Genomic DNA, 12,117 nt, shown 5'->3' on the forward strand with positions numbered 1-12,117 from the left:
CTAGTGTTGCCCCAGGTCGTTGGCGAGGATTTCAGCGGACGGGATGAGACGACGGCGGGTGTCGATGGCGATCACCGACCAGTCGACCCGGTCGTAGTCGTCGAACTTGCGGCGCGCGCGTTCGCGCGCCTTCTCGGGCGCCCCATGGTGAACGCCTTGCGGTGCATGGGAAACCAGACCGGGCGGCATCGGGATGCCGTAGAGGGTTCCGCCGTGGAAGAACGCGATCTCGTCGTAGTCGACGTTGCGGTGGTACCAGGGAGTGCGTTCGGTGCCCGGCACGCTCTCGGCGGGTTTGGGTAGGAAGTTCATCACGTACACACCGGTGGCCTGCATGAAGAGGTGCACCGTCGGTGGCAGGTGCACGCTCTCGGAGGTGATGACGGTGTAGTCCTCGATGTTGAAGGTGAACGGGAAGTTGTCGCCCCGCCAGCCTTCCACGTCAAGGGGATTGTGTTGGTAGAACAGCGAAGTCGGACCGCCGTCATGAATGAGGCGCACCTCGTACTCGTCCCGCCCGTCATCGTCGATGGGTTGCGGTTCGGGGATGGTGACCTGCGCCGGGTCGAAGGGGAAGTGGCGGCCCAGGGTGCCCGCCGGCGGGACCCGGAAATCGTCGGTGGCCTGGACCATGAGGAAAGTACTCGCTCCGTCCTCTCCACTGTCCGGCACCTGACGGAACGTGCAGGCCTTCGGGATGTACACCCAGTCGCCTTCGCGGTAGCGCAGTGGGCCGAATTCGGTTTCCAGCAGGCCCGCGCCCTTGTGCACGAACAACAGCAGGTCGCCGTCGACGTAGCGGACGAAGAACGGCATCTCCTCGCTACGGCGGCTCAGCAGCACCTGGCAGTCCGCGTTGGAGAACATCAGCAGCGGACCGCCGTGCGCGTCGGTGGCGTCGCTGGGCTTGAGCTCACTGGACAAGACATCGGTGGGGCGCAGGGGGCCGACGGTGCGGTAGGCGGTGGGGTCGTTGCGCCGGTACATGTTGGCGGTGCGGCCGACGAAGCCGCCGCGGCCGAGTTCGTCGTCCTTGAGGCCGTCGAGGTCGGCATGCACCCGCTTCGGGGTCTTGCCTTTACGCAGGTGGACGAATGATTCCATGCTCGACTCCTGAAGGTGCGGGGCAAAAACTGAAAGTGACTTTACTTTTCATTACGGCGGCTGACAAGGGGTGACAAGGCAACGATCTGTCGCGTTTTGGGTCTGACTCGCCGGGGTAGCCCTTGATGGGCGTCCACGCCCGCTGCTGCACGTCGGTGTCAACGAAAGGACTCGCATGCGAAAGGAATTGGAAGGCCGCAGGGTGGGAATCCTTGCCGCCGACGGTGTGGAGCGCATCGAACTCGAGCAACCCCGCGACGCGGTCGAGAACGAGGGCGGTCACGTCGAACTGTTGTCGCTCAAAGTCGGCGAAATCCAGGCCCGTGATCACGACCTCGAACCCGCAGGCACGTTCCCGGTGGACCGCACGGTCGCCGAGGCGAAGGTCGACCAGTTCGACGCGCTGATCCTGCCCGGCGGCACCGTGAATCCGGACAAGTTGAGGCTCGACAAGAACGCCGTGGCGTTCGTCCGCGATTTCGTGCAGTCGGGCAAGCCCGTCGCAGCCATCTGCCATGGTCCGTGGACCCTTGTGGAGGCGGATGTGGTGCGCGGCCGCACACTGACCAGCTATCCGAGTATCCGCACGGATCTCAGCAACGCCGGCGCCACCGTGGTGGATCGGCAGGTCTGCGTCGACGGCAACCTGATCACCAGCCGCGCCCCCGGTGACCTGCCCGCGTTCTGTGAGGCGATCACCGAGGTCTTGGCGAGTAGCCCCGCCCAGACCTGAGCGCGGGTCAGGCCCCGGCGATGTGCGCTGCGGCACGTGCCCGGGCGACGGCCTCGCCACGCATCTGTTCCCGCTCGGCAGGCGTCCACCTGGTGGTGGGTTCCACCACCAGGGTGTCGACGCGGTAGCCCAGCATCCCGAACACATACTCCAGATACGGCTTCTGGAAATCCTGCAGTTCGGGGTGGCGCCCATCGTAGGCGCTGCTGCGGGTCAGGATGAGCTGCAACGGTTTTCCCTCACCGAGGGTGCCCACGTGTTCACCACGCTCGTTGAGGGTGAAGCTGGCCACCGGCTGCACGATGACGTCGATCCACGCCTTGAGGGCATGCGGCACATGCCAGTTCCACATGGGGGAGGACACCACCAGCCGGTCGAAGCCACGCACCCGTTCGATCTCGGCGAGCACCTGCTGCCACACCGCGTGCTGATCCTCGGTGATCGGCTCGCCGAACAGCTGAGCGAACTTGGCGATCGCCGCATCCCGGCCGAACCGCAGCACATCGTCGTCCCACACCGAGAGGCGCTCCACCTCGCCGACCGCGTCGGCGGCATCCAGATAGGCCAGCGCCAACTGGGAGGACAACGCGTCGTCCCCCTTCGGGCTGGCCTCGATCCACAGGGTCTTCATCAATCTCTTCCGTCAGATCGGCTCGCTCAGATCATGGATGTACGGGGGATCTTCATCCCCAGCGCCAGCGCACCGGCCAACTCGCGGCTGGTGTCGTAGTCGAACACCACGTGGCCGGACAGCACGTCGACGTCGCGTTTGAACCGCTGCAACGGGCTCGAAAGAAAATGGATGCTGGCTCCGCCCGCGCCCATCAGATCGCCGATCACCGCCTTGGATTCGGAGACGATGTGTGCAGCCGCCAGACGGGCCTGCGCGCGAACCGGCTTGTCCACTGCGTCGCCGGTCGCCACGATGGCCTCTATCTCGCCGACCGTGTCGGCGAGCAGGGCGCGCAGAGCGCGCACCCGGACCTGCGCCCCGGCCAAGTGGGCCTGCGCGATCGGCTTGTCCTTCTGCATGACGCCCTCGTAGGGCAGCACACGTTCGCCGAGGCGTTGCGCATAGATCTCGGTGACCCGCTCGGCGCTGCCCAATGCCGGCATCGCCGCCAGAAGTGCCAGTGCGGGCACCATCGGCCAGCGGTAGGCGCTGCTGTCGTGCAGACCGGCGCCGGGTGCGGTACCGGAATAGATGTCGAGCACCTTCACCAGTCGGTGCTCCGGGACGAACACGTCGGTGGCGATGGCGTCGTTGGAACCGGTGGCCCGCATGCCGTCGGTGTGCCACACGTCGGCCACGGCCACATCGCTGATCGGCAGCAGTGCCAGTGCCGGATACAGCGCGTCGTCGGGTCTGCACAGTGCCGCGACGATGATCCAGTTGCCGTGCATGACGCCGGTGGCCCAGGACCACCGGCCGGTGAGGCGGATGCCGCCGTCGGCCGGCAGTCCGCGCCCGGTCGGCGCGAGCGGGGCGGGCGCCAGGAACGGGCGGCTCGCGAAGGCCTCGTCCTGGGCCTGCTCGCCGAACAGCGCCAGCATCCAGTTGTGCAGGGCCAGGAAGCCGATGGTCCAGGCGCTCGACGTGCATCCGTGGGCCATCCGGCGTACCGGATCCAGGATGGCCGGGAAATCAGCCTGCTGACCGCCATAGCGGGCGGGCACCAGGAGTTCCGTGAAGCCGGAGTCGACGAGGTCGGTCACCGTCGCGTCGGGAAGCCGGCGCAACTCCTCGGCTTCACCGGCCCGATCGGCCAGTCGAGCGACGAATTCGGCGGTGATGACGCGGTCCGTGGTGGGGGGCGAGGTCATGGCCGAAAGTTACCATACTTTTTTGTATGGCCCCTTTGGGGGCTGTCCCTAAGGCCCCGGCCCGGCATTTCGAAAACTGGTTGGCGACGATCGGATAACCCTCTGGACACCAGTTGTGAACAGATGCGTATCGGTGTTCATCGTCCGCCGTCCGCGCGGTCGCGAGTGTCGAACCGTTTTCCCAGGTAGATCGACTGCCGGCGCGTAATAGATAAAGTCAGAATCACTTTTTGAAATCCCCAGACGTGCAGTTCGGCGGCGCGCCGCGGGTTTTCCCCCGTCATGGGCCCGTGATTTACTCATGGCGCAACAACTGAATTCTTCGGTCCGCTCATCAGAGGCACCGGCTCAGACGAGCGGGCGTGACAGTGCAGTGACTCGGTCGCTGCGGTGTCGCTTGGCGATGCTTATCGCTGATCGCGCAAATGGCGTAGTTGACCGGAAACGGATGGATTCGCAGTATGACCTTCATTGACAAGATTCGTGGCCATTGGGCACGCCGCATGACGGTGGCGGCTGTGGCAGCGCTGTTGCTGCCTGGCTTGATCGGAGTGACCGGCGGGTCGGCGACCGCGGGAGCATTCTCCCGGCCGGGTCTGCCGGTGGAGTACCTGATGGTCCCGTCGCCGTCGATGGGCCGCGACATCAAGATTCAGTTCCAGAGTGGTGGGCCGGGTTCGCACGCGGTGTACCTGCTCGACGGCCTGCGTGCTCAGGACGACTTCAACGGCTGGGACATCAACACCAACGCGTTCGAGATGTTCCTCAACAGCGGCCTGTCGGTGGTCATGCCGGTCGGTGGTCAGTCCAGCTTCTACAGCGACTGGTACAACCAGGCCTGCGGTAAGGCCGGTTGCACCACGTACAAGTGGGAGACCTTCCTGACCAGCGAGCTGCCGCAGTGGCTGGCCGCGAACCGCGACGTCGCGGCGAACGGTAACGCCGCGATCGGCCTGTCCATGGCCGGCTCCGCCGCACTCATCCTGGCGACCTACCACCCGGACAAGTTCATCTACGCCGGTTCGATGTCGGGCTTCCTGAACCCCTCCGAGGGCTGGTGGCCGTTCCTGATCAACATCTCCATGGGTGATGCCGGCGGCTACAAGGCCAACGACATGTGGGGCCCGACCGAGGACCCGAACAGCGCCTGGAAGCGCAACGACCCGATGGTGCAGATCCCCACGCTGGTTGCCAACAACACCCGGCTCTGGATCTACTGCGGTAACGGCCAGCCCAACGAGCTGGGCGGCGGCGACCTGCCTGCCACCTTCCTCGAAGGTCTGACCATCAAGACCAACCGCACCTTCCAGGACAACTACATCGCTGCTGGTGGCACCAACGGTGTGTTCAACTTCCCGGATTCCGGTACCCACAACTGGGCCTACTGGGGCCAGCAGTTGCAGGCCATGGTTCCGGACCTGCAGCGGGTGCTCGGCTAAGCCGGACAACACGCGAAAACGAAATCGCCCAGAACACCAAGTGTTCTGGGCGATTTCGCTATGTGTGGGTCTGCGCTCGATCTACCACTGGCCTAGCCCGATGGCCGAGCAGACGCAAAAGTGCCCGGTTTCCATGGAAACCGGGCACTTTTGTGTCTGCTCGCCGGGAGAAACCGGCAGGGGGACGAACTACTTCAATTCGGCCGAGGACAGGCCCAGCAGGCGGCGGGCGACCACCAGCTGCTGAATCTGCTGAGTGCCTTCGAAGATGTCGAGGATCTTGGAGTCGCGGGCCCACTTCTCCAGCAGGGTCTGCTCGGAATAGCCGGTGGTACCCGCCATTTCGACAGCCTTGAGGGTGATGTCGCTGGCCACGCGGGCGGCCTTGGCCTTACCCATCGAGGCTTCCTTGGAGTTCGGGATGCTGTTGTCGGCCTGCCATGCCGAGCGCACCGTCAACAGGTAGCCGGCCTCCCAGTCGGCCTCCATGCGCAGGAACTCCGCGGCCGCGGCGCTCTGCGCGTGGGCGGGCTTGTCGTAGGAGATCTCGATACCGGCGTCGGTGAGGATCGCCCGCAGGTCCTCCAGCGCGGCGCGGGCAATACCGACGGCCATGGCCGCCACGATCGGCCGAGTGTTGTCGAAGGTCTCCATGACCCCGGCAAAACCCTTCTCCACGTGGACTTCCGGATCGCCCAGGAGGTTGTCCTTGGGGATGCGCGCGTTCTCGAAGCGGATCACCGCGGTGTCGGATGCCTTGATGCCCAGCTTGTGTTCAAGGCGCTCGACGGTGACCCCGGGATGTTCGCGCGGCACGATGAACGACTTGATCGCCGCCCGGCCCAACGATTTGTCCAGCGTCGCCCACACCACGATGTGACTGGCCCGCGAACCCGCGGTGACGAAGATCTTCTCGCCGTTGATCACATACTCGTCGCCGTCGAGCACCGCGGTGGTGGTGACTGCCGCCGAATCCGATCCGAAGGACGGCTCGGTGATGGCCATGGCGGCCCAGACGTCCTTGCCGAGGCGATCGAGCTGCTCGGGGGTGGCCACCGAGGAGATGGCGGCGTTGCCGAGGCCCTGACGCGGCACCGAGAGCAGCAGGGCGACGTCGCCCCAGCTGATCTCCAGCGCGTTGAGCAGCGCGGACATGTTGGCGCCGTTGACGGTGACCTTCTCGCCCTTGGTATTGGCGTCGTCGCGGAACGCCTCGGCGCCGGCGAACGAGATGGTCTTGGCTTCCGAGATGCCTTCGAACAGGGTGGCCAGGGTGTCCAGCTCGACCGGGTAGGCGTGCTCGGCGAGGTCGTACTTGCGCGAGATCGGGCGAAGCATCTCCGCAGCGCCCTGGTGGCCCTTCTCGATGACCGCCTGGAGCTTGCGGGGCATTTCCAGATTGATTGCCATGATTAGTCTTTCAGCTCGGATCGATGGCTAGATAACTACGACACCCTCGGCGACGCCGATGGCCCGCAGATCGCGGTACCAGCGCTCGACCGGGTGTTCCTTGGTGTAACCGTGACCGCCGAGCAGCTGGACGCCGTCCAGGCCGATCTGCATGCCCTTGTCGGTGCCGAGCTTGCGGGCCAGTGCCGCCTCGCGGGCGAAGGGCAGTCCCTGCTCGGCGCGGGCGGCGCCACGCCAGGTGATCAGCCGCAGGCCGTCGAGTTCGATGGCGATGTTGGCGGTCATGAAGGCCACCGACTGGCGGTGCGCGATCGGCTCACCGAAGGCCGTGCGTTCCTTGATGTAGGGGATGACGTAGTCGAGCACCGCGTGCGAGGTGCCGACGGCCAGGGCGGCCCAGCCCAGGCGGGACAGGGCAATCGCCTCTGAGTAGTCCTGGTCGGTGGCCTCGTCCTCGCCGAGGCGGTTGCTCAGCGGCACCGCCACGTTGTCGAGCTCGACCTGACCGAGGGCGGCCGCACGGATGCCCATGCTCGGATCGGCCTTGACCGTGAGCCCCGGCGACGAGGCCTCGACGATGAACAACGCCGGCTTACCGTCCAATTGCGCTGCCACGATGAACAATTCGGCGTCGGCGGCGGCCGGAACCAGCGACTTGACACCGGACAGGCGATAGCCGCTGGGGGTACGAACCGCAGTGGTCTTGAGTGCGGTGGGATCGAACAGGGGGTGCGGTTCGGCGATCGCCACACACGCCTGCGGCACGTTCTCGCCGGCGAATTCCTTGAGGTAGGTGGCCTGCTGGTCGGCGCTACCCCAGTGGGTCAGGGCCGAGGCGACGCCGCCCGGCGCCAGGATCGGCAGTGCCAGGCCCATGTCGCCGTAGGCCAGGGCCTCGGCGACGAGCGCGTTGGTGACGGTGCTGCGGTGCTCGGCGATGCCGTCGAAGTCTTCGGGCACGTTGACGGCGGTGATGCCCAGCTCAGCGGCCTTGGCAATGAGGTCTGCGGGGTAGGCCGCGGCCTCGTCGGCGTCGTGCGCGGCGGGTCGCAGGATCTCCCCGGCGAACTCCCGGACCGTCTCGACGATCATCTGCTGGTCTTCGTCGGGGGTCAGGTCGAAGTAGTCGGCCCCACTGGCCTTCAGCCTGGTGGGTGCCTTGCCGAGCCCCTGGATCCGCTGGAATTGGCGGGTGGCCGCGCCCGCGGTCGAAAACACCTGCTTGACACCGTATTTCAGGCCGCGGTTCAGCGGATCGCGCAGGCCGTAACGGTCCAGGAATTCCTGGCCGACGATGGGCGTGATCAGCGCCAACCCGATGTCGGTCGCTGTCCGCTTGTGCTTGTGCAGTCCGACCGCGCTTTGCCGGCCGGAGCTGGAGGGACGGGATGGGGTGCCGTTCTTGGACGGCAGGGTGTTGGTCATGTCAGCTGCCTCTGCTGGTCGTAGCGACGCATCTGACCGTATCTTACTCCGGAGTAAGGTACGGCATCTGTTACCAACTTCACAGCGCCACAGATCAGGGTTCGGCGGCCGAGAGCTGGTCGTACTGCTCGCGGTTTGTGCGCACCTCGTCCATGTGCGCCTCGGCCCACGACTTGACCCCGATCATCAATCGCTGCAAGGAAAAGCCCAGGTCGGTAAGCTCGTAGGTGACTGTGACCGGCACGCTTGCGGTCACGGTCCGGGTGAGCAGGCCGTCGCGTTCGAGGGATCGCAGCGTCTGGGTGAGCATCTTCTGGCTGACCCCGGCCAGGCGCCGGGAGAGTTCGGAGTAGCGCATCGGACGTGGTTCGCCGGATTCGCCGGCTTCCGGTCGTGGGCCGTCGCCCCCGAGCGCCGCCAGGATCAGCGCTACCCACTTGTCGCTGATGCGGTCGAGCAGCTGGCGGCTGGGGCAGTTCGCCAGGAACGCGTCGTATTCCATCTTTGCTCGGGCCCGTTTCTGGGCCGCGGTTGTCGTCGGCACGTCGGCTCCCATCGGTCCCGGTGAGTTACGCACCTGGAAGTGCGTACTTCCCATTGGAGAGTTACCCATCCATCGTGGAGTAGTCAACACCTCACCACAAGACCCAGGAGTGAATGAACATGTCCGTTCCCACATTTCGCATCGCAGTCGTCCCTACCCCGGCCGGCCCGGACTCGATCGAAATCGTCGATGTGCCGCTGACCGAACCGGGTCCCGACCAGGTCCGGGTGAAGGTCGCCGCCGCGGCGGTCAACCCCGTCGACCTCGGCGTGGCAGCCGGGGTGTTCCACGACCTAGGCCTGGTCGATCAACCGAACTGGACCGGACTCGGCTGGGATTTCGCAGGCACCGTCGAGGCTGTCGGGGCAGGTGTAGATCTGGCTGTGGGAACGCGGGTGGCCGGTGTCGTGGCCGGATTCGACCGGGACTACGGCACCCACGCCGAGCAACTGGTGGTGTCGGCGGCCGACGTTGCTGTCGTGCCGGACGAATTGGACTTGATCGCGGCATCTACGGTGCCGCTCAACGGATTAGCCGCGGCGCAGATCCTCGATCTGCTCGGCGATGCACCGGACGGTGGGGCTCGGCTGTTGGTCACCGGCGCCGCGGGTGCGGTCGGGGGATACCTCGTCGTGCTCGCCCAGGAGCGCGGTTGGAAAGTGACCGGGCTGGCCCGCGAGCGCGACGAGCAGTTCGTCCGTGGCCTGGGAGCCGGCTTCGCCGCCGACGCGGAGCCGGGCTGGGATGCGGTCGCCGACGCTGGTGCACTGCAGCAGGCGGCTCTCGCGCTGGTCCGCGACGGCGGGCAGTTCGTCGGGGTGCAGCCGAGTGCGCAACTGTCGGCGGAGCGCGGCGTCACAATTGCCGCTGTCGTCGCTCACCCCGACGGCACCCGGCTCGCCGACCTCCTCGCCCGAGCGGCGTCCGGCCAGTTGCCGGCGCGGGTGCATGCGGTGCTGCCATTGGATCAGGCCGCCGACGCGCACCGCGCCGTCGCCAAGGGCGGAGTGCGTGGGAAGTACGTGCTCCAGCCGTGAGCTCAGTTGCCGGCGAGCCGGTCCAGCACTGCGGCGTGCACCAGGCCGTTCGTGGCCAACGCACTGCCGCCGTGCGGACCGGGGGCGCCGTCGACGCTGGTGAAAGTGCCGCCGGCCTCGCGGATGAGGATGTCGAGCGGGGCGATGTCCCACAGCTTCACCTCGGGTTCGCAGGCGATGTCCACCGCGCCCTCGGCCACCATGCAGTACGACCAGAAGTCGCCGTAGGCGCGGACCCGCCACACCGCGTCGGTCAGTGCGACGAAGTTGTCCCGGCGGTCGTCCCAGCCGGTGGTGAGGTCCGAGTACGACAAGCTTGCCGAGGCGAGATCGGCGACGCCTGACACCGACAGTTTGCGGGTCGTCCCGGCGAACGAACCGAACGCGCCCTGCCCCAGGCCCGCCCACCAGCGCCGGGCCAGGGCCGGTGCACTCACCACGCCGAGAGTCGGGACGCCGTCTTCGAGAAGGGCGATCAATGTGCACCACACCGGGACGCCGCGGACGAAGTTCTTGGTCCCGTCGATCGGATCGATCACCCACTGGCGTCCGGTCAATGTCGTTGTCCCACCGAACTCTTCACCGAACACCGTGTCGTCGGGGCGAGCCGTGGCCAGCGATGCGCGCAACGCTTCCTCGGCGCCGCGGTCGGCGTCGGTGACCGGGGTCAGGTCGGGTTTCGTCTCGATGCGCAGGTCCAGGGCGCCGAAGCGGTCCATGGTCAGTGTGTCGGCCTGATCGGCCAACTCGAGGGCCAGCGTCAAGTCATCCGAGGTGGAACTCATGCCGAAAGTCCTACCATGGCCTGGTGTGGGAAATCGGCATACTCCTCTTGCTCGTCGGCGCGCTGGTGCTGCTGTTGGCGCCACGGATCATGGCGCGTCGGGGAATTCGCGGTGAACTGGCGCACGGCACGTTGCTGGTGACGGGGGTGAGTCCGCGTCCTGACGAGACGGGGGAGCAGTTCGTCACCATCACCGGTGTCATCACCGGCCCGACGGTCAACGAGCACGTCGTGTATCAGCGCATGGCCGTCGACGTCAACGAGTGGCCGACCATGGGGGCGCTGTTACCCGTGGTCTATTCGCCGGGTAACCCGGACAAGTGGGCCTTTGCGCCCGCGGAGCCGCCACCGGCCTGATCAGGCGTGGGCGATACGGAGCAGCTCGGCCACACTCGCCAGTTTCACCCGGGGCCGGCCCACCGTCTCGCCGGACGCACGCTCGTGCGCGTCGATCAGCTGCCAGTGTTCACCGGTGACGAGCTTCGGTTGATGTTCCAACAGCCATTCGGCCAGTTCGACGTCGTACTCTGAACCGCGCTCGTCGACGCCGGCCGTCGCAAGGTCGTCGAGCAGGGTGTCGACGGTCTCCTGCGAGTCCTTCTTGTTGCTGCCGATCACCCCGGACGGTCCCCGCTTGATCCAGCCCACCACGTATTCGTTACGGCTGCCGTCGATTCGGCCGTCGGTGTGCGGGATCGTGCCGGAGCGTTCGTCGAACGGCAGCCCCGGGGTCGGCACGCCGCGGTAGCCGACCGCCCGCACGACCAACTGGACCGGCAGTTCCTCGCGCTCGCCGGTGTCCTTGGCCACCACGCGTCCGTTCGGGTCGCGGACAAGTTCGTTGCGGCCCAGCACAATCGACTCGACCCGGTCCTCGCCGTGTAACTCGATGGGGGAGGTGCAGAAGCGGAACACGATGCGCCGCTTGGATTCTTGAGGCGGCTCGTCGACGTACTTCCGCAGCACCCTGATGTTCTGTTTGACGGTCTTGCCCGCCGCTTCGAGGTCTTCGTCGGTGATGTCGGCGAAATCGGCCGGGTCGAGGATGACGTCGACGTCGCCCAGACCTTCCATGTCGCCCAGCTCGCGCAGTTCCAGCGTGGTGAAGGTCGCCTGCAGCGGGCCCCGGCGTCCGATCACGACGACCTCTTCCACCCCGCGGGTGTCCAGCGAGGCCAGCGCATGGTCGGCGATGTCGGTGTTGGCCAGGGCCTGCGGGTCGCTGACCAGAATGCGCGCCACGTCCAGCGCGACGTTGCCGTTGCCGACGACCACGGCCCGCCCGCCAGCCAGGTTGGGCGCCATGCCGTCGAAATGGGGATGGGCGTTGTACCAACCGACGAAATCGACTGCGGCCACGCTGCCGGGCAGCTCTTCGCCGGGGATGTGCAGGGCCCGGTCGGATTGCGCTCCGATGGCGTAGACGACCGCGTCGTAGCGTTGCGCCAACTCGGCCGGGGTGACGTGCTCACCGACCTTGATATTTCCGAAGAACCGGAAGCGTGCATCGGCTGCGGTCTTGTCGAACTGGGCGCTGATCGACTTGATCTTCGGATGGTCGGGCGCCACTCCCGAGCGCACCAGCCCCCACGGAGTCGGCAGCATCTCGAGCATGTCGACTCGCACGTCGCGATCGGAGTCGGGTAGATCGGCGAACTTCAGCAACGATGCGGCAGCAAAGAATCCCGAAGGGCCGGAGCCGACGATCGCTACGTGATATGGGCGCATACCCTGCCTTCTTACGAGCGGAAAAACCGTCACAGACCCAGCCGATGGCGTGCCGGGCCGGGTACCAACCGACTTTAAACACAGATCGT

12 protein-coding genes are annotated in these 12,117 nt (G+C 66.3%); 4 read left to right on the forward strand and 8 right to left on the reverse strand.

Annotated elements, in window-relative coordinates; genetic code table 11:
* The gene (locus A5779_RS03420; RefSeq protein ID WP_064878952.1) at window positions 1–1,104 is read right to left on the reverse strand and encodes a homogentisate 1,2-dioxygenase; all 1,104 of its coding nucleotides are present in this window, start codon (window positions 1,102–1,104) and stop codon (window positions 1–3) included.
* Between the two features lie 175 nt (window positions 1,105–1,279).
* Between A5779_RS03420 and A5779_RS03425 the strand changes: the two genes are divergently transcribed.
* Window positions 1,280–1,837, forward strand: a complete 558-nt coding sequence (locus tag A5779_RS03425) for a type 1 glutamine amidotransferase domain-containing protein (RefSeq protein WP_064878955.1) — start codon at window positions 1,280–1,282, stop codon at window positions 1,835–1,837.
* Between the two features lie 7 nt (window positions 1,838–1,844).
* Here A5779_RS03425 and A5779_RS03430 read toward each other — a convergent pair whose 3' ends face one another.
* Complete coding sequence (locus tag A5779_RS03430) at window positions 1,845–2,468, reverse strand: NAD(P)H-dependent oxidoreductase (protein WP_064878959.1); 624 nt, start codon at window positions 2,466–2,468, stop codon at window positions 1,845–1,847.
* 26 nt (window positions 2,469–2,494) lie between these two features.
* Complete coding sequence (locus tag A5779_RS03435; protein ID WP_064878962.1) at window positions 2,495–3,661, reverse strand: acyl-CoA dehydrogenase family protein; 1,167 nt, start codon at window positions 3,659–3,661, stop codon at window positions 2,495–2,497.
* A gap of 461 nt (window positions 3,662–4,122) precedes the next feature.
* Here A5779_RS03435 and A5779_RS03440 point away from each other — a divergent pair, with 461 nt between their 5' ends.
* Window positions 4,123–5,100 (forward strand): esterase family protein, encoded by a 978-nt coding sequence (locus A5779_RS03440; RefSeq protein ID WP_064878964.1) that lies wholly within the window; start codon window positions 4,123–4,125, stop codon window positions 5,098–5,100.
* A gap of 189 nt (window positions 5,101–5,289) precedes the next feature.
* Here the strand turns inward: A5779_RS03440 and A5779_RS03445 are convergent, their stop codons facing one another.
* The 3 genes from A5779_RS03445 to A5779_RS03455 form a co-directional block, all read right to left on the reverse strand.
* Entirely contained in the window at window positions 5,290–6,510 is a 1,221-nt protein-coding gene (locus A5779_RS03445; protein WP_064878967.1) for an acyl-CoA dehydrogenase family protein, read from the reverse strand.
* Between the two features lie 27 nt (window positions 6,511–6,537).
* Window positions 6,538–7,935 carry an acyl-CoA dehydrogenase family protein gene (locus A5779_RS03450; protein WP_064878970.1) on the reverse strand — a complete coding sequence of 466 codons (1,398 nt, stop codon included), beginning with the start codon at window positions 7,933–7,935 and terminating at the stop codon, window positions 6,538–6,540.
* Window positions 7,936–8,029: 94 nt separating this feature from the next.
* The gene (locus tag A5779_RS03455; RefSeq protein ID WP_064879145.1) at window positions 8,030–8,479 is read right to left on the reverse strand and encodes a winged helix-turn-helix transcriptional regulator; all 450 of its coding nucleotides are present in this window, start codon (window positions 8,477–8,479) and stop codon (window positions 8,030–8,032) included.
* A 119-nt stretch (window positions 8,480–8,598) separates the two neighbouring features.
* Between A5779_RS03455 and A5779_RS03460 the strand changes: the two genes are divergently transcribed.
* On the forward strand, window positions 8,599–9,516 hold the full coding sequence (locus A5779_RS03460) for an NADP-dependent oxidoreductase (protein WP_064878972.1): 918 nt from the start codon (window positions 8,599–8,601) through the stop codon (window positions 9,514–9,516).
* A 2-nt stretch (window positions 9,517–9,518) separates the two neighbouring features.
* On the opposite strand, the gene hisN is transcribed toward A5779_RS03460, so the two are convergent.
* Window positions 9,519–10,301, reverse strand: a complete 783-nt coding sequence (gene hisN / locus A5779_RS03465; protein ID WP_064878974.1) for a histidinol-phosphatase — start codon at window positions 10,299–10,301, stop codon at window positions 9,519–9,521.
* Window positions 10,302–10,324: 23 nt separating this feature from the next.
* On the opposite strand from hisN, the gene A5779_RS03470 reads away from it, so the two are divergent.
* Window positions 10,325–10,657, forward strand: coding sequence for a hypothetical protein (locus A5779_RS03470; RefSeq protein WP_064878978.1), 333 nt, complete (start codon window positions 10,325–10,327; stop codon window positions 10,655–10,657).
* Here A5779_RS03470 and A5779_RS03475 read toward each other — a convergent pair whose 3' ends face one another.
* Window positions 10,658–12,028 carry an FAD-dependent oxidoreductase gene (locus tag A5779_RS03475; protein ID WP_064878981.1) on the reverse strand — a complete coding sequence of 457 codons (1,371 nt, stop codon included), beginning with the start codon at window positions 12,026–12,028 and terminating at the stop codon, window positions 10,658–10,660. It abuts the gene before it with no gap.
* Window positions 12,029–12,117 lie beyond the last annotated feature (89 nt).

Source organism: Mycolicibacterium peregrinum (assembly GCF_001665625.1).
GTDB classification, from domain to species: domain Bacteria; phylum Actinomycetota; class Actinomycetes; order Mycobacteriales; family Mycobacteriaceae; genus Mycobacterium; species Mycobacterium peregrinum_B.